7 protein-coding genes and 2 pseudogenes are annotated in these 18,650 nt (G+C 52.5%); 5 read left to right on the top strand and 4 right to left on the bottom strand.

The features are described 5' to 3' along the window. Positions 1–7: 7 nt before the first annotated feature. The 4 genes and pseudogenes from ACK3BK_RS21685 to ACK3BK_RS21670 form a co-directional block, all read left to right on the top strand. Positions 8–286: pseudogene (locus ACK3BK_RS21685) on the top strand (integrase core domain-containing protein); the annotation flags it as partial. A 572-nt stretch (positions 287–858) separates the two neighbouring features. Beyond that, on the top strand, positions 859–3,063 hold the full coding sequence (locus ACK3BK_RS21680; RefSeq protein ID WP_411383278.1) for a type I secretion system permease/ATPase: 2,205 nt from the start codon (positions 859–861) through the stop codon (positions 3,061–3,063). A gap of 45 nt (positions 3,064–3,108) precedes the next feature. After that, a complete protein-coding gene (locus tag ACK3BK_RS21675) occupies positions 3,109–4,383 on the top strand; it encodes an HlyD family type I secretion periplasmic adaptor subunit (RefSeq protein ID WP_238343441.1) in 1,275 nt (424 codons plus the stop codon). Between the two features lies 1 nt (position 4,384). Further along, positions 4,385–5,911: a TolC family protein gene (locus ACK3BK_RS21670; protein WP_186722074.1), complete on the top strand. Its 1,527-nt coding sequence runs from the start codon at positions 4,385–4,387 to the stop codon at positions 5,909–5,911. A gap of 189 nt (positions 5,912–6,100) precedes the next feature. Here ACK3BK_RS21670 and ACK3BK_RS21665 read toward each other — a convergent pair. Together ACK3BK_RS21665 and ACK3BK_RS21660 are read right to left on the bottom strand one after the other, a co-directional pair. Beyond that, a pseudogene (locus ACK3BK_RS21665) lies at positions 6,101–6,472 on the bottom strand (DUF4113 domain-containing protein); the annotation flags it as partial. Between the two features lie 106 nt (positions 6,473–6,578). Then, on the bottom strand, positions 6,579–12,137 hold the full coding sequence (locus ACK3BK_RS21660) for an Ig-like domain-containing protein (protein ID WP_411383277.1): 5,559 nt from the start codon (positions 12,135–12,137) through the stop codon (positions 6,579–6,581). 615 nt (positions 12,138–12,752) lie between these two features. Here ACK3BK_RS21660 and ACK3BK_RS21655 point away from each other — a divergent pair. Continuing rightward, positions 12,753–13,205: an IS3 family transposase gene (locus tag ACK3BK_RS21655; protein ID WP_411383276.1), complete on the top strand. Its 453-nt coding sequence runs from the start codon at positions 12,753–12,755 to the stop codon at positions 13,203–13,205. Positions 13,206–13,608: 403 nt separating this feature from the next. Here ACK3BK_RS21655 and ACK3BK_RS21650 read toward each other — a convergent pair whose 3' ends face one another. After that, entirely contained in the window at positions 13,609–15,312 is a 1,704-nt protein-coding gene (locus ACK3BK_RS21650) for a LeoA/HP0731 family dynamin-like GTPase (RefSeq protein ID WP_411383275.1), read from the bottom strand. Next, positions 15,312–18,560 (bottom strand): DUF726 domain-containing protein, encoded by a 3,249-nt coding sequence (locus ACK3BK_RS21645; protein WP_411383274.1) that lies wholly within the window; start codon positions 18,558–18,560, stop codon positions 15,312–15,314. The genes ACK3BK_RS21650 and ACK3BK_RS21645 overlap by 1 nt, the downstream gene beginning before the upstream one ends. Positions 18,561–18,650: the final 90 nt, after the last annotated feature.

Here is an 18,650-nt window from a genome sequence, read left to right as displayed (position 1 = left end):
GTGAATGAGCCGTCAGTTGCGCCGGAGACCGTGGCGCTACCGCATTCGCCAGAGCATGAGCCGCCGAGGGAACTGCCGGGATAGTGCACCGATGGAGCGTGTATTTCGCAGTTCGAAATCAGAGTGGATACCGACCACGGGCTACCTGACCGGGCAACAAGTTCAACAAGACATTGGCCAATACCTGATGAGCCACTACAACTGGATCCGACCTCATCAGTTCAACGATGGACTGGCTCCGGCGAAAGCTGAAGAAAAACTCAAAACCGTGTCCGGGATGAGTTGACCACTACATGTCCAGCAAGGCGTGGGTGCGGTGATGCCGGGTTGCATGGCGGGGAAACCTGGAAAGCACAAGCCCGGCGTTCGGAATGCTTCGCAAAGGCTAGACAAGGCGAAACGGGGGAGGAACGCCCGGGCGCGCGCCCGACTGTACTGGAGTACATGAGCATTCCAAGCCCCGTTTCAACGCAGTATGGCCGAGTGCAGATACATTTCAGATAGAGCCTAGCTTGAATTCCGGAGTGAATCGTTGGGTGCTCATAAATTTCCTCCTCTGCTTAAGGCAGGAGATGTCTACGGCGTCGCGGGCTGACCAGTACCTCTGTCGTGCTCTGTAGGAAATTTCCTACAGAAAAACTCCCTATCGCTCTCAATAATCACCTTATCTACCGTAATCGGCTTATCCAGGCGATGCGTCTAACGATATAAGCACTTGAAAAGTTCATGCGGGGGCAATAGTTGAATCCCCTGCGAGTGCGGTGATAGTTATTAAAAATTTGTGAAACCATCAATCAAAATATGAAATTCATGCAGCTCTGACTGTAAGAAAATTATTTGGAATGAGGTGCAGAAAAAGTGGAGAGCGGTGACGATTTTAGCGTGATAGATGAGCTGATTGAAGAGCGGTCGGATTCGCTCCTTTCAGCTGTGAAATTTATTTGTAAATTTTATAATAAAGAAGTAAGTGAAGCTGTTTTATACGCGGGTCTACCTCGTGGTAGAGCGTTGTCGCCGATTGCGGCAGTGCGGATGCTTGAGCAAGTAGGTATGAAGGCCGGCTGGGTTCAGCGTTCACTTGATCAGATTTCTGATTATTTGTTGCCCGTTGTGCAAGCCGGTGGAGATGGACGTTACTGTGTCATTCTCCGGAAAAATATAGATAAAGGTAAATGGGTATACGATGTCGTTTTTCCAGAGCATGGAGGACGGGTCGTTATCGATGAGGCAGAGCTGCTGAGGCAGTGTACGGGGTATTTTTTATTGGTCGGCGCCGTCCCGAAATTGGATGCGTGCAGTCAAGACGACCTACTGTATAACAAACCCAGCCAATCCCATTGGTTGCTGTCCGTCATCTGGCGTTTTCGATTTTATTTTTACAGTGCCGCGCTTGCAGCGTTGCTGGCGAATATTCTGACGTTGGCCATCACTTTTTTCACCATGAACGTCTACGACCGCGTTGTGCCTACGCAGGCGTATGTATCGTTGTGGTCAATGGCAATCGGTGTGTTGATCGCGATAAGCCTTGAATTTGCTTCGCGGCAGATTCGTGCATATTTACTGGATGTGGCGGGAAAAAAAGCGGATTTGATTTTAGGGGCCAAGTTATTTCGCCAGGTCATGGCGGTGCGATTAGAAAGCAAACCGGGGTCTTCTGGGGCATTTGCCAACCAATTCCGTGAATACGAGTCCGTGCGGGACTTCATCACCTCGGCCACACTGGCGACATTGTCAGACTTGCCTTTCTGTCTTATGTTCCTCGGCATTATTTATTGTATTGGCGGGGCGCTGAGTATTATTCCGCTGTTGGCAGTGCCTTTGATTGTGCTGGTGAGTATTGCCTGCCAATGGCCGTTGTCACGTTATATGCAGGAAAACTTGCGAGAGATTTCTTTGCGACAAGGATTGTTGATTGAGACGCTGGAAGGCATGGAGGCATTAAAGGCTTCGCGTGGCGAAAGTGTTATGCAGAAACGTTGGGATGATTTTAGCGCACTCGCTACTGCATCTGCGATGAAAAGTCGGTTCTTATCAAGTCTAACCACTAACTTCGTGATGTACGTGCAACAGATGGTCACGGTACTGATCGTCTTAACCGGTGTCTATATGATTCATGACGGCCAGCTTACAATGGGCGCGATGATTGCTGTGGTCATCCTCTCGGGTCGGTCACTGCAACCATTAGGCGCCGTGGTGGGGTTGGCGCTGCGTTATCAGCAGGCTAAAGCGGGTATGAAGTCGCTGAGTATGCTGATGAGCCTGCCGGTGGATCGGGACCCGCAGGCAACCTTTCTCCCTGCGCCTAACCTTGAAGGTCATCTTAGTCTGAAAAAAATCAGTTATGTTTATCCGATGCCTGGAGTCGTGGCGCCTCCGAAAGCGCTGGACAACATCAATTTAACCATCGCACCGGGTGAACGGGTAGTAATACTTGGCAATATTGGCAGCGGAAAATCTACGCTACTCAAACTGATGGCGGGACTTTATAGGCAGAGTGAAGGCCGCTTGGCGTTGGATGATATTGATGCATCGCAAATAGACCCTGCCGATTGGCGGTCGCTCGTGGGGTACGTAGGGCAGGACTGCCAATTGTTCTTCGGCTCTTTGCGCGAAAACGTGATGATTGGTAATCCGGGTGCAACTACCCAGCAATTTCTGCGCGTCGCCAAAATCACCGGATTGGACAAAATCGCTTCACGCCATCCTTCGGGTTATGACATGCCGATTGGTGAGATGGGGCGTAACTTGTCTGGTGGGCAAAAGCAATTGATCGCGCTGGCCCGTTGCTTGATGCTGGAGCCCAAGGTGCTCTTGCTGGATGAGCCTACCAGTGCGATGGATGGTTTAAACGAGGCTCAGTTCATTGAGCAGTTGGGAAACTTGAGTGCCTCGCACACCTTAGTAATCGTGACTCACCGTATGTCGATGCTCAGTATCGTCCAGCGTCTTGTCGTGATTGAGAATGGATGCATTGTCGCTGATGGTCCTAAAGAGCAAGTGCTTGTGGCGCTGAATGGTCAGCATCGATCGCCCGAAGATACTCACCTCGGCACATCTCAATGATAGGGCGTTCTGCTTACCCGCTCTGCATTGCCAGGATAATTTTCCATGTCATTTAAAAAGTTAATGCGCTTGCTTGGTAAAGGTCGGCCCGTGCATCGTAAAAAAGTTCAGCATGCTTTACGCGTTGAAGATGAAGCATTCATGCGAGACTTAAAAGGTGCGTTGATTGAGCAGCGCACCCCGGCCAGCGCGTTAGTATTATGGCTGATAGCGGCGGCGATGGTGTTCGGTATTCTTTGGGCTAATTTTGCGCGTGTGGAAGAGGTCACCCGTGGAGAGGGAAGAGTCATACCAGCCAGCCGTGAGCAGGTGATCCAGAGTTTGGAAGGCGGGATCATGAAAGATCTCTTTGTCAAGGAAGGTGATGTTGTAGAGCCGGGGCAGAAGTTGTTGCAGATCGATCCGACGCGGGTGGGTGCCAATTATGGTGAAGCGTTATCACGGGTCCAGGGGTTAAAAGGAGCTATTGCTCGTTTGCGTGCAGAAGCTTATGACACGCCGCTCGTGTTTCCTGAAGATATTAAGCAGAACGCGTCTATCGTGCGCGATGAAACCCAAGCTTTTAACTCTCGCCAGAGAACGTTATTGGAAAGTGTTAAAGCTCTGCGTCGAAGCTTGGAGTTGGCAGACGGTGAAATCAAACTGTCCGCGCCCATGGCGCAGCAGGGCCTCGTGTCCGAAGTGGAAATTATGCGCTTACGTCGTCAGGCTAACGAGTTCAATTTGCAAATTGCTGAGCGTCTCAACCGATTTCGCTCGGAAGCCAACAACGAGTTGACACGTTCGGAAAGCGAGTTGGCACAAGCTTTGGAGGTACTCAAGGGGCGTGAAGATATTGTGAATCGCACGACGATCACGGCTCCGGTACGAGGAACGATCAACAATATCCAGGTCACTACACGTGGTGGGGTAATTCAACAAGGGGCGGAAATCATGACGCTGATTCCGCTGGAAGACCGGTTATTGGTCGAAGCCAAGATCAAGCCTGCAGACGTGGCGTTTATTCGTCCTGGCCTGACAGCGACGGTTAAGATCTCGGCCTACGACTACGCGGTTTATGGTGGACTCGTCGGCAAGGTTGAACACATAAGCCCCGATACTTTATTTGACGAAGACAAAGCCCGTTTCGGCAGGGATAACTCGACTTACTACAAAGTCTATGTTCGAACAGACCGTGCTGTCTTGGAGGCGGGTGGACACAAGCTCCCAATCATTCCCGGTATGATCGCCAGTGTTGATATTAAAACTGGAGAAAAAACGATCCTGTCCTATCTGCTGAAACCCATATTCAAAGCACAAGAAGCCTTTCGGGAGCGATGACATGAACAGCTCACCCTTGACGTTTAGGAAAATGACTTTCATATCAATAGGGTTGGCCTGCGCTTATGTAAATTTCAGCGGTGTAGTACTCGCACAAGAAAATAAACAGCTGCGACTGGACGATCGTCAAATCGCGGCGTTAATTCACCGGTTTCCTTCCTCTGCAACGGTGCCCGCCTCACCGACCACTGGTCATATACTCGCGACGACTCCAGCCGTGAAAAGGCAAGACCTCGCCATCAATCCCACGATTTCTACGCTTCAGGGGCCCACGTTGCGTTCAGTGGCGGTAGGTAGTGAGCTGCCCGTGAATAGAGAATTGCGTTCGTTGATGAGAGATTTTGTGGCCAAGGCATTACGTCACAGCCCAGAGGTGCGGGTGTCTATTGCAAATGAAAACGTTGCCGCTTACGAAATTGATGAGGTCAAAGGGCGACGCTGGCCTCAAGTGCGTTTGGGGATGAATTCAGCATTAACTAAGAATGACAGCGGTAGCTCGAATAGTAACCGTACGGCGGGTACCTTGAGCGTCATCACGAATGTGTGGGATTGGGGGAAAAACGCCAGAGATACAGGCGCGGCTACGGCGTCACTTGAAGTTAAAAAGCAGAACAGCCAAGCGGAGCGGGAGCGGGTGGCGTTCAATACGACGTCCGAGTTGATCAATCTATTGCGCGCCATACGAAGTTCCGAAGTGGCTGAGGATTATGTACGGCAGATGAGCGACCGAGTCGATATGTTGTCTAAAATTACTCAAAACGACAAAGGTCGGGCGAGTGAGTTGGTCCAGGCTCGTGCCAGGTTGTTATCGGCGCAAGCTAGCCGTGAACAGATAATTGGCCAGCAGCACATTTCTCAGATTCGACTTCATCGGATTTTGGGTGAGGAGGTGCCAGAGGTATCCGGCGCTTTACTGGTTCTCAGTCGCCCTATGATTGACCAAACAGCCGCATTATCGTCGCTTGATGTTCACCCTTTGTTGCTGCAACTCAAAGCCCGGGCGGACGTCGAAGGCGAGCGCCAAAAGGCGCTCAAGGCTCAGGGACTTCCCGGGCTCAATCTCGTCGTACGTAAAGAGCAAAGGGATTCAATGGGAAGTCATGCGAGAGGCCCAAATGATTGGTATGCCGGTGTAGATGTGCAGTGGGATATCTTTAGTGGTGGTTCCAATACGGCAGCCCAGAAGGCTGCAGGAGAGCGTAAAACTTCAGCATTGGAAGAGTATCAAAAAACGGAGCAAGATTTGCGCCTGGAGATCATGCGTTCGACTCAAAACCGAGCGAACGCCTTGCAACAGGCAAGAAACTATCAGCAGCTAGCCATAGAAACCGATCGTGTGCGCAAGATGTATTATGAGCAGTGGTATCATTTAGGAAAACGCACATTGCTTGATGTGTTGGTGGCTGAAAATGAGCACTTTAACAGTCAGTTGCAAGCGATTGGAGCTATCAGTGATAGCCTAATCAATGACCTGAGTATTTTATCTAGCTCGGCACAATTGCTGAGCCATTTGTCTGTTGGGGAGTAGCGATCTGATCTACAGCGGTCAACCATTCGCGGGCACAGAATCGATTTTTCCTTCGCAACTGTCGGCGGCACAAAGCCATTGCGTTTAGGCGGTTTCATTCATGAATCCTCTGATCTTGAAGCATCCGACCTCAATACCTTCATCCCGGAGCATGGCAGTGGTGGGCTGTGTACAACGGACCTGCCAAAACTAGTCAAGCCTGGTAGTGAAATTCTGACTGATCAGCTCTCGACCCATAGCCGAGTCAGGAGTCGCCAGCACACTGGCTGTGCGCAGGATGCCATGACCACAATGGCCATTAATCTGATCCAGCACCCTCATTACTCTCGACGTGTCTGGAGGTGGCGACACTGCAAACAGATCGTCGGTGGATTCACCTGGCTGGGACAGGTTTGGCAAGACGATCTCAGCTTTGCTGTGCTTGAAGCCCGGCCGGAATACCTGATCCAGCGCCTCGAAGGCGGCTTTTTTTACTCACTGCACATCATCGGTGGGGTAGGGCAGATCCGCCACTACACCATTTGCATACGTTGCTTCCTCGGGATTGAACATTTCCGTCTTGTAATATATGAATCAAATTTGCTCGGAAAAGCGTTCTTGTGTAACGGCTTGAGCAACACCCAAGCCGTTACACTTTTCTTGAGCTAAAGTGGGTTACAAGTCAGTATTACACCCAATTAACATTGATTGTTTGTTCTATCAATAACTGCCCTTGGTGATCACCCACACTATTGTAGACATTATAGGCATGGCCTTCAGAGTAAATGGTTTTTGTGCTTTCAGTTTTCCACTCACCTTTATCTTTCACCTCAACCACGTTGTCGCTACTACCTTTTATAACAACCTGGTTGCGCGAAACAGTCTCATCCAACCCAGAGCTGAAGTTGCTTTTATTAAACATATTCATGCCAGACGTCATATCCATAACATGCTTCAAGTCAATCGTCAGCTTCATTTTGTTACCCCCATTCAAGTCCAAGACTTCCATGTTGGCAAGACGCGAAAGCCCGACGCCAGTCTTGATGGTGCCTAGCCCTGTTGTAGTGATTTTGGTGAGATCGAAGTCGTTGACATCCTTCTCAAAGGCCAGCGTATCGATACCGTTGCCGCCATCAATTCGAGCCAAGCGCCCATGCAATCCCGCACTTTCCTGGAAACCTTTAAGCAGAAAAGACAGGTTATCTTTATTCAAGATAATCACGTCATCTCCGGAACCTGCATAGATGACGTCGGCACCTCCCTTGCCATAAATAGTGTCATTGCCTGCCGTTCCTTTAATGAAATTGCTATCCGCATTTCCCATTGCAAGTCCGGTGGTGTTATCAACACTGATGGACGGTTCTGCCCCGAGAGACGTGCCACCCAAGTACAGTTTTCCGCTAGATTGGTATGAGCCAACGTAAATATCCGGCAAACCATCGCCATTAATATCTAGACGACCGGCGATCGATGCGCCATCTGCCTGCTCTTTTGGCACAACGATACCCTGTTTGGGGGTGAATTTCGCCATATCAATTTTTTCGTTATCGGCTTTCCCGAAAATAATATAGGAATTCTGGTAGCTGCCGTAAGAACCACCCTGTTTAGCGGCTCCAGCTCCTGAATTACCATAGGTGGAATAAGCGAAATCCATAAGACCATCACCATTGATATCACCCAGGGCGCGGACGTCGCCATACTTTGTCGGCTGCGCCGCAAGCGCACTCGAAGCATCAATCATATAGCCACGATTATTTTCCTTAAGCCACTTTTCCTCCAGCACGATCTTATTGCGGAACTTGCTGAATTCTGCCAGCGTGCCCCCATATACGACAAACAAGTTGGTGCCATCATTCACCAAAACGTCTGAAAAGCCGTCACCGTTAGTATCGCCTACCCCCGCAACCGACTGAACCTGGTTAACCTCACGGGCACCGGTTCCTGTTACCCATTCAAAGTCCGTCGTTTTACTGATGCTCCCCCGATCAGGGTTTCCGATAGTAATACCTCGAGCGGTCACAATACCTCGGCTACCACCACCTAAAAAGTCACCGGTAGCCGATACGTATTGCGCACCACTGTAAAAGGCATCGTAGCTGTTGACGTTTGTATCAGAGGCGCCAAATTTAAAATCCGTTACAGTGTTTTTAGGATCAACCTGCTTCCCCCCAAATACGACAGTGGAGGTTCCATTTTGCCCAAATGCCCCATATCCGCCCAAAACAGTATCCATCAGGCCATCGCCGTCCAGATCGCCCGCGCCGCTAACAAAATACCCGGTACCAATAACTTTCGGGTTTTCAAACATTTTCATGTATTTTTCTGATGTAACCCCAAGGTTTTGGGCTCCATTGTAAACACGTACATCTGCCCTGGATCGGCTATTCGTCCCGCTGTGCACCGATGCAATATCGTTAAGACCATCGCCGTTAGTATCACCCAAGCCAGCCGTATGAAAACCGGTATCAATATTTCCAAGTTGATACTTAGGATGCTGACTTTCGGAAACATTGGCGTTACCTCTTAACAGGGCATTATAATTTCCACTGTCGTAACCCAGGCCTGCAACAGAATCGAATCCACTGCCATCCACGTTGCCTGCAGAATCTACAGACCAGACTCCTTGGCTACCTGTAATTGCGATAGGCTTATTGGTTGGTCCGTTGAAGGTAACTTGCGAAACGCTTGAAGCCTCACTGAGGTTAGAGGCTGCATCCAGCGCGTTGACATAGTAACTGTGCTGGCGGTTACTTTGAAAAGGCAAAGCAGCTGTCCACTCACCATTGGCGTCAGCGACAACGCGCATTAGTTCGACATTCTTTCCATCCGCATTTTTGTGGAAGATAATAACCGTTGCATTGGCTTCCGCATGACCGCGAAGTGTCGGGGTATTATCAACAGTGGCTTTACCACTTTTGACATCCACGCCATCTTTGGTCACGATGCTGTCCAAGGTGGGGGCGGGCGGGGGAACCGTATCAATGGTTAAGTTTACCGTCACTTGCGCACCTTTCACATTACGGGCGCCATCGATGATCCTGACGTCATAGTTATAAACCCCATCCGAATGTGCCGGTAACTTAATACTCCAGTTCCCGTCGCTATCGACGGCCCCTAGCGCAACACGCTTGCCGTCGCCCTTGCTGATGATTTCTATACTGTTGCCACTACCGACCCCTGTTGCTCGTCCGTGTAAGGTGGGAGCTGGGTCATTAGTTGGCACATTCAGTGGGTGACGTTCAAATTTATTGTTTGCAATTATTTGACCGTCAGAACCGACCGTATCGGTATAACTCTCAACCTTCACTTCATACTTTGTAAAAGGGTTTTCGTAACTTTTTACAGTCGCAGCGCTTTCGCGCCCCTGTCCATCAATGGCAACCGCTTTAAACTCGGAAGTCCCCTGAGGCGCAGGGCCAGAAAGGGTAAAGTTCCCGTCAGCGTCCACGACAACCGTTTTGGTCACCTTGTTCGGGAGTTCTATGCGGACTTTCAGCCCAGGTGCTGATTTGCCCGTCAACGTGAATTCGCCAGTCGCTTGGTCCGTGGCGATATCATAAGTCGGCGCCGACGGTCTAGCCAAATTGTACGTCAAGTTTGCCGGCACGCTTTTGTTACCGGCAGCATCGATTGCAACGGCTGATATATTACCGTTTGGCTGAGGATCGTTGATGTCCAACTTGAAATTGCCGTCGGGACCGGCTTTCACGTTGTGGGTCTTGCCGTCCGGTGAGGTTATGTTGACCGTGCTGTTGGGCTCGGCTTTACCGGTGATGGCGATCCCCTCATTGGGCTTGCTGATCACGTTCAGCCCTGTCGGGGCATCCGGTGGCGTAGTATCAATTTTCGGGTCTGCAATGAACTCCAGAATTGCAGGCAAACTTTTGTTATTTGCTGCATCCGTTGCAGTGATGATGATCTTGCCGTTTGGCTGAGGATCGTTGATATCCAGCTTGAAATTGCCGTCGGGCCCGGCTTTTACGTTGTGGGTCTTGCCGTCCGGTGTGGTGACGTTGACCGTGCTGTTGGGCTCGACTTTACCGGTGATGCCGATCCCCCCAGTGGGCTTGGTGATCACGTTCAACCCTGTCGGAGCATCCGGTGGCGTAGTGTCGATTTTCGGATCTGCTATGAAGTCCAGAATCGCAGGCAAACTTTTGTTATTTGCTGCGTCTGTTGCAGTGATGATGATCTTGCCGTTTGGCTGAGGATCGTTGATATCCAACTTGAAATTGCCGTCGGGGCCGGCTTTTACGTTGTGGGTCTTGCCGTCCGGTGTGGTGACGTTGACCGTGCTGTTGGGCTCGGCTTTACCGGTGATGCCGATCCCCCCAGTGGGCTTGGTGATCACGTTCAACCCTGTCGGAGCATCCGGTGGCGTAGTGTCGATTTTCGGATCTGCAATGAAGTCCAGAATCGCAGGTAAACTTTTGTTATTTGCTGCGTCCGTTGCAGTGATGATGATCTTGCCGTTTGGCTGAGGATCGTTGATATCCAACTTGAAATTGCCGTCGGGCCCGGCTTTTACGTTGTGGGTCTTGCCGTCCGGTGTGGTGACGTTGACCGTGCTGTTGGGCTCGGCTTTACCGGTGATGCCGATCCCCCCAGTGGGCTTGGTGATCACGTTTAACCCTGTCGGAGCATCCGGTGGCGTAGTGTCGTTTTTCGGGACCGCAACGAAGTCCAGAATGGCAGGCAAACTTTTGTTATTTGCTGCGTCCGTTGCAGTGATGATGATCTTGCCGTTTGGCTGAGGACCGTTGACATCCAACTTGAAATTGCCATCGGGCCCGGCTTTTACGTTGTGGGTCTTGCCGTCCGGTGTGGTGACGTTGACCGTGCTGTTGGGCTCGGCTTTACCGGTGATGCCGATCCCCCCAGTGGGCTTGGTGATCACGTTCAACCCTGTCGGAGCATCCGGTGGCGTAGTGTCGATTTTCGGGTCTGCAATGAAGTCCAGGGTTGCAGGCAAACTTTTGTTATTTGCTGCGTCCGTTGCAGTGATGATGATCTTGCCGTTTGGCTGAGGACCGTTGGTATCCAACTTGAAATTGCCGTCGGGCCCGGCTTTTACGTTATGGGTTTTGCCGTCCGGTGTGGTGACGTTGACCGTGCTGTTAGGCTCGGCTTTACCGGTGATGCTGATCCCCCCAGTGGGCTTGGTGATCACGTTCAACCCTGTCGGAGCATCCGGTGGCGTAGTGTCGATTTTTGGGTCTGCAATGAAGTCCAGAATCGCAGGCAAGCTTTTGTTATTTGCTGCGTCCGTTGCAGTGATGATGATCTTGCCGTTTGGCTGAGGCCCGTTGATATCCAACTTGAAGTTGCCATCGGGTCCGGCTTTTACGTTGTGGATCTTGCCGTCCGGTGTGGTGACGTTGACCGTGCTGTTGGGCTCGGCTTTACCGGTGATTCCGATACCCCCAGTGGGCTTGGTGATCACGGTCAACCCTGTTGGGGGGGGAGGAGGGGATGTATCGGCACTTGGGTCAGCCGTATAATTTCCAGTCAGCGTTTTGCTGGTGCGCCCCGAGCTATCCGTTGCCGTCGCCGTAAAAGAGCCATTGGGCTGCGGCACCTTGCTTGCAAAACTGAAACTCCCGTCGTTCCCGGCTATCACGCTAATTTTTGAGCCATCCGGAAAGGTGAAGTCAATGCGCGAGCCAGGAGCTCCTTTGCCAGTGACAGCCATGGTACCGTCGGCTTTAGTGGCTGTCCTAACCTGTGGAGGTTCTGGAGCCGTGGTATTCGGTTTTACGGTGTTAACCCGGTGCCCTCCCCCCCCTCCACCACCTGATTGAGTTAATGCGAACACCCCCAAGGCTGCACCACCCAATAGAGCGCCTTTAGTTAATGGCGAAAGATCATTGAATGATGAACTGATTTTACCCAGCACGGAGTCGGCACCCTGTGCATTTTGTGCGCTTTGCTGAAACGGTTCGTAGCTGACCCCCAGTGGCTGATTTGCAAGTGCGGGCTCTTGAATAACGGCTTCTGTCAATTGCCCATTATCATTGAAGACCAGGGAGTTCTCTTTGCTATCGCGATCGTCAAAGAACTTTTTAATCACTAACCTTTTTTTGTCGAGAAAATCAATAATCAAATTGTCGCCGCTGCGAGTCATTTGCCTGACGGAGAGTTGCCCTGCATTAACGATGACAACGGATGCCGTCTGCAATGTTACTTCCGGGCCTTCGACCAAATTTTGTGTTTGAGTTTTTTTATCAAAAATTATTACTTTCGACATGTACGTTCTTCCTAAAATGCCAAGAAAGCTTTCCGTTCAGCCCCTCTCTGATCTAGGTGAGCATAATGGCGTAATAAAACCTCACACCATAATTCAAACGGAAAGGTCAGACCCTGTTAGTAGCTGAGTGGCCTCATTCGGCGCGCACCCTATAAGATATTAAAATATGCAGATAAACTACTGTGTAGGAAATTTCCTACGGTGGTTTTGTAGTGGTCTAATGAAACCGAATGAACGAGCACCCTGAAAGACAAGACACCGTTTCACCCTTACGGCAAGGGATAGGCAAACGGGGGAGCTTTTGGGCCAGGAGCGGCACCGTTGCTGGAGCCCGGAGCAAAAACTAGCCAGGTTCGCGAGAGCCTTGAGCCAGGACAAAACGTGTCGGTGGTGGCTCGGTGCAACGGCATTAATGCCAAGCTGAACCGGGACGACACAGTGCCGGAGAAGCTGTAGTGCCGGCCTCAGAGCTGAGCGATGCGCTCAAGCAGATCCGTGAACTGCAACGGATGCTGGGTAAAAAACAATGGAAGCGCAAATCCTCAAAGCGGCCGTGGAGATAGCCCGGTCGCGAAAATGGTTTATCCACTCACCTTTGTTGCCGCGGGACGACCCGTGAAGCTGGTCAGCGAATGTTTCAGCGTGGCGCGCTCGCAACTAGCGGTTAGAATCAAGCAATCGGCATCGCCCAAAGTACGGCGAAGCAGGCTTGTGAAGGGCGCTGAACTGGTGGCCGAAATCCAACAACAGGTCAGCGAACTGCCCAACTATGGCTGCCGTCGAGTCTGGGGATTGCTGCGTCGCGCCCGTGAAACCAGGTCGCTACCGGCGATCAATGTTAAGAGGGTTTACCGGGTCATGCGTGATTACAACCTGCTGCCTGACCGCCGGATCAAACAACCCAGCGTGCCGCGTCGGAAGGAGGGCCGTATTCCGTGCAAACCAGCGATACGCGCTGGTGCTCGGACGGCTTTGAGTTCCACACTGTGGCAACAGATGATCGGCAAACGACAACGCTACGAACCGAGCGAAAGAGCGTGTGCAATGAATGCGCAACAGATACGTTGAGCCGCATGAGGAAATTCGCGACTCAAATGATAAAGTCGGCTGATCCATAAGTTGCCGGATGCGAATCGCCATTTGGGGGAGATCCACCGCGAGAGCGGCGTGACCTTCAAGGCTCGGGCCACCTAGTTTGCTGTCATCGACAGCGCTCGCACGGCCAGTTCTACGCCTGTGGATAAACCCGGTCAAGGGTCGACATTCAGCGCCACTTTGGACTTTAAGAGCGGTTATCCACCGGTGGTATTCCGTGGCAACCCCCGGACAACGTGGTTGCTTTTAGCTCTTCAAAGTAAAGGCCTTCCAAACAGGGCGATCTTGCAGTGCCCTATCGACGATAGGGCATGAGCCGATGAAGCCTGGGGTTGTAGCCCAGGCTTCTGTCTGCCCTGTGTGGGTATTGGGGCGGTTAGTTCAACGTTCTGAACTCAGCATCGATGGTTTCAGCTTCAACCCGCCATGCCTGGAAGAGCTGTTGGCGCACACGGCTTTCATCCAGATTGCTTTGCAACTCTTGCCGGCGGGTATTGAGCTGAAGGTAGTCGGGGAAGAATTCTTCCTTGAAACGTTCAGCGTTCACCAAGGCGATGAAGTCCTGGCGCTGTTTTTCGAAGTTGTCGACCATCGTTGCAATGGTTTTCTTGAAGGCTTCTTCGCGTTTGTATTGCTCCCAGCTGTCCCACGCTTCGAGTGCCACACCCAGCAAAGCCAGAGCACCATTAGCGCCCTTGGCGAATTTCACTGCGCCCCAGGGTTTGAACTTCAGGTATTTGCCGATATCCATGCCAACCGTCTTGGCAATCGTCGAGATGCCATCTCGAGCGGCCAGTACCGTGGTGTTGTTGATGAGATTGCCCTTGAGCACGTGGTTGATGCCTTGTTTTCCGAGGGCTTTGACCGTCGTATTGAAGTGATTGACCTCACTGTCGAAGCCAATCTGCATCTTTTCGACCTCAAGGGTGATCGACTGGGTCTGGCGGCTGAACTCGTTTTGCAGCCGTGTGGCGAGGATGATGCCTTCGGCACCGACCTCTCGTTCGAAGAAATCGGTGAACGTTTCAAGGCTACAGCCTTTGGCCTGCAGGATCAGATCGGCGAAGTAGCGCGTGGCAAACTCGCGCAGGCTGATACGTGCTTCTTCGATCTGCTGACCGGTGCTTGCCAATTGCTTACCTAACCGACCATTGAGCTCGTCGAGCTTGCTGACTTCGAGGGAAACCTTGTGGTCGTTTTCGACAGCGATCGGCAGTTGGTTGTTGAGCACATCGCGAATTACGCTGGTACGCATTTCATTAGCCAGCGCAGCGCTGCCACCATTGTGCTCGATCTTCGCTGTGGTCGCCGTTTGCAGGGTTGCGATATGCGACAGGGTCTTGAATTGTTCCAGGTGAGACAGCCAGTGCTCCACACCGAGGTCGAAGGGATTGGCAGCCACGGCAACTATCGAAAGATCGGCTGCTTCCTGATCGCTCAGACCAATCTGTTCGCGAAGCCTGCCCGTGACGTTGTCGCGCTTGACCTGCAGATTGGACTCATAGTCCTGCTCGTCTTCTACGTCAGCTACCTCGTCGAAGCGACTGAGCACGAACACTGTGCGCGGCAGCAGGCCCAGGGTGCGGAACAACCAGTTCAGGTCTTCCTTATGGCTTTCCTTGATCGGGTTGGTCGGGTTCATCACGTACAGCACCAGGTGAGATTCGCTCACGTACTTCTTGGTGATGTCCTTGTACTTCTCGATGGCATGGGTTTCGGCGTTTTCCTGCTCCTTGAAACCGAACAGGCCCGGTGTGTCGATCAGTACGAAGTCATCATCGACCTCATAGATTTTCACCTCGTTGGAGGATTCTGCATGACTGATCTTCATGCTGGATTTATCCAGCTTTTCCATCCAGGCTGCCGCAATCGATGTCTTGCCCTCGGAGAAACCTCCGATCAGCGCGACCTTGAGTTTTTCACCGGATACGCTGTTGATGGCATTCCTCAACTTGCTGCTCAGGGCCCCGTCGATCGGCACGCCGGCCTTTGCACCCTGGTCGAGAAAACCTTGCAACCGTTCGAGCAGCGACAGTGCGTCGGCCTGTTGGGCCTTGAATGTCTTGAGGGTATTTTCCATTACAGTTTTCCTGCGATTTCGATTTGGCGGGAGAGCACTTTCAGGCGTTTGGTGGAGCGAGCCAGCGTTTCAACCTGGCTGGAAGCTTGCTTGGCAGGCGCTTCCAGCGCCCGATCAAGTTGCTCGATCGTCTTCTGCATTTCGCTCAGTGCGCTTTCCAGATTTTCACGTAATGCACTGCGCAGTTGTTCGGTAGCGCCGAGCAGGTTTTTATCGGTTGCCTGACGTTGCTGAGATTTCTTGAAGTCGGAATCGAATGCGCCCCAGATCGCTTTGCCAACCGAGATCAAAGCGGTCAGAACCGAAGCCCCAACGAACCACAGGCTGGCACCGCCGGTGAAGGGGGCTGCTGCGATTCCCAGAAGGCTGGCGATCAGTCCCGCAACCTTGATGCCATTGTCGATTTTGATATTGAGTTTGAAAGGCTGATTGAACTTCATACTGCCGAGCTTTCCATAGCTTGCGGTCAGTTCCTGAGCATGCTTTTCGAATCGCTTGAGAATATCTTCGGCAGCCTTCTGGAAGGTGCTCACTTCAACGTTGATGACCTTGGGCAACTGCTTGCCCAACGCGTGTTGCTGTTCCTCAAGCTGTTCGCTCAGGGCCGCCTTGAGGGCATCGTTGCTGATGTCTCCTTCGATCTTCGCATAGACGCTGTTTCGCACCTTACTGGCGAAGCTGTGGATCAAGGTCTCGCCTGATGATTCAAGGCGTTTCTTCAGCGCATTGAAGCTGCTGTTCAACTGGCTCTTGGCGCTTTGCTCTTCTTCGTTGAGTTTGGCCGCCAGCGCCGAAAGCGTTTGTTGAACACCTGAGAGCGTGCCGGTGGTGTCGGTGAGTGCTTCATTGGCCTTGTTGAAGTTGGCCCGAATGATCTTGGACTGGCCGTCACGGATCAATTTCTCGTCGAGCAACTGCAGGAAGCCTCGCAGGCGAGACTTCTCCAAGAGTTCGTCGGCACCAAAGTCCGCGAGCACCTTGGCCCGACGATTGGCGTTCGATGAACCCGGCGCGAAGTGATGGGTCGAGGCAAGGAATGCTGGCAATGCGGTCAGCGCGAACACCTCCCGGTAGTGTTTGCCAAGCTGGTCGGCCATCTTCTGATCCAAGCCAGCAAGACTCGTGGTTTCGTCTTCGGAAACCAGCGGTCGGCCGTTCAGGGAGTTCTTGGGGCTGGTGATCTTCTTGTTGAAGATTGTCCAGACTTCGGTTTGTGCAGAGAGATGCTTCTTGATCTTCTCCAATGTGCCCACGTTCTGCCCATCGCCCGTCTGCGGAGGTGCTGCCTGGTTGGTGACGTAGAATACGGCGTGAGCTATCTGTACGGCGCGCTCGATTTCCTCCAGTACCAACCCTTCCTTGCCTTCGATACCCGGTACATCCAGCAAGGCGAAGGGGTGGCCGTCCAGTTCGAGGTCATAACGCTGTGTTTTCCGCGTGAAGTCGGCACTACCGTCACCGATGATCTGCCCGTCGGCGTGGATCTTCAGCTCGGTCACCAGTTGCACCAACTGAGTTTCAACTTCCAGGCGCTGTTGTACGAGCGTCCGTTGCTGCTCAGTAGTCTCTGCCTGTTGAGCGGTAAGCGCCGTACAGGCATCGTCGCGTGCACGGGTGATTTCGGCTAACTGCTGCTCAAGTGCAGTGCGGGCGTGCTCGGCTTTCTGCCGTTCGGTATCCAGTGTCACTGCAGCGCTGTCGCGTGCTGCCGTGGCGGTGGCCAACCGGGCAGTGGCATCGTTGAGCTGGAGTTCTTCCGGCATTTTTCTGAACAGGTTCAGCAGCGTCTGCCAGAGCGAAGCCGTGCTTTTACGTTCGGCGAGAAGGCTGTGCAAACGGGTAACGGCAGCTAGAGCATCTTTGTGCGCGTGCTCGTGTTGCTGGAGCGTGTTATCTAATTTCTGTGTCAGCTCGCTGGACTGGGCATTGGCCTGATCCAACGCATCGCGAGCCTGCTGGTAGGGTTGCTCGTACTGCTGCACTGCGGCGGTCAACTGCCGCGTGAGTTCATCAAGTCGCGCTTCGGTCTCCTCAATGCATTGTTGCAAGCGCTGGAGGTTTTCTTCAGTCAGTTCGTACTGTTCGTGCAGCTTGCGGAAGGCCTCCTGGCTCGCCCGCTTGCCTGGCTCCTGCAGCAGAATCCGCAACGTCTCGATGAGTGTCGACTTGCCTGCCCCGGTTTCACCATAGAAAGCGATGGTGAAGGTGTTCCACTCGGCGTTCTTCTCCAGTTCCGCCAACCGATCGAACAGCGCGGTACGATGTTCGGTGAGCCGCCGCAGCGCTTCTTTCCTGGCCAGGTTCAAGGCTTCGTCGTCCGAAGAGTGCCTCAGCTCACCGATGATGAGGGCCAACTCATCGTTGATTTGCTGGTAAACCTCGCGGGGGCTGTTCAGTTCGAGAGTCATGTAGGGTTCTTCGATGGATTTTTCGTACGCCTGGGGTGGCGGGAAAGGGTCAGCATGAGCGAGGGTCGGCTCAGGAGCGTTCGGCGTAATTGCTTTGAAGCGTGTTTCGGTCAACACCTCGGGGAGTCGCTCCCAGTAATCTGTGTGACCAAAGTCGTTCATTTCGACGCTTTCGAAGTGCTCGACCACGTTGCGTCCCAGGCAGGTTTCGCCCCAATTGAGCAGCAACGTCCGGTCTGTCTTCGAATACGCGTTGATCATCCTGCCTTGCAGGCGCTTTCGCATCTGGCTCGCTTCAATGGCTGAGACCTCGACTGCCGCAGCCATCAGCAGTACATCGTTGATTGCCAACTGATGCCTTCTGGAGAAACTTTTCAGACTGCTGACCACCACCCGACCGCCAAGAGAGTGGCCGATCAGATTGATGGTTTCGACCTGGGGGTGTTTGTTGCGCAGGTACTCTTTCAGTTGGTCCAGCAGCACAACACCCATGCTCTCTGCACGAGCGCGGGCATCGCTGAAATTCTTCAGACGGTCTTTGACCACAGCCCCCACCAATCCCAGGGAAGGACCGAAGCCCCCGGTAGCGCCGAGCGGTACGAGGTTAAGGCTGCCTGCACCCAGCGACCAGAATGACGCGGTGTCGAAGTGCAGATAATGGTTTGATGGCCAGAAGGCAAAGATATTGATGAAGTTACCGAGTTGCGCGGGAATTCTTTCAAGCAGGAGTTGCTTATCTTCGTCGTTGTGCCCGGCGCTGTAGCCGTGGATGAAGATGTTGGCTTCGGTCGTGTTGGTGCTGGAGGACGGCGACGACTGGAACAGGAATGGCAGGGACATCGGCGGCTCCCTATCTGCAGGCGTGCTGCTTGTGGGGCGGTATTGGCCGAGAGGGGGAGTCTGAGTACTCCAGACACAGATGCGATGAGG

Source organism: Pseudomonas sp. L7, assembly GCF_046605565.1.
Taxonomy (GTDB): domain Bacteria; phylum Pseudomonadota; class Gammaproteobacteria; order Pseudomonadales; family Pseudomonadaceae; genus Aquipseudomonas; species Aquipseudomonas wayambapalatensis.
Note: the sequence above shows the minus strand (reverse complement) of the source record. Positions and strands in the feature narration are given on the sequence as shown.

Coding starts and splice junctions, on each gene's coding strand:
- ACK3BK_RS21675 (WP_238343441.1), top strand. CDS start 3,109: ATGTCATTTAAAAAGTTAATGCGCTTGCTTGGTAAAGGTCGGCCCGTG.
- ACK3BK_RS21650 (WP_411383275.1), bottom strand. CDS start 15,312: ATGGAAAATACCCTCAAGACATTCAAGGCCCAACAGGCCGACGCACTG.
- ACK3BK_RS21670 (WP_186722074.1), top strand. CDS start 4,385: ATGAACAGCTCACCCTTGACGTTTAGGAAAATGACTTTCATATCAATA.
- ACK3BK_RS21660 (WP_411383277.1), bottom strand. CDS start 12,137: ATGTCGAAAGTAATAATTTTTGATAAAAAAACTCAAACACAAAATTTG.
- ACK3BK_RS21645 (WP_411383274.1), bottom strand. CDS start 18,560: ATGTCCCTGCCATTCCTGTTCCAGTCGTCGCCGTCCTCCAGCACCAAC.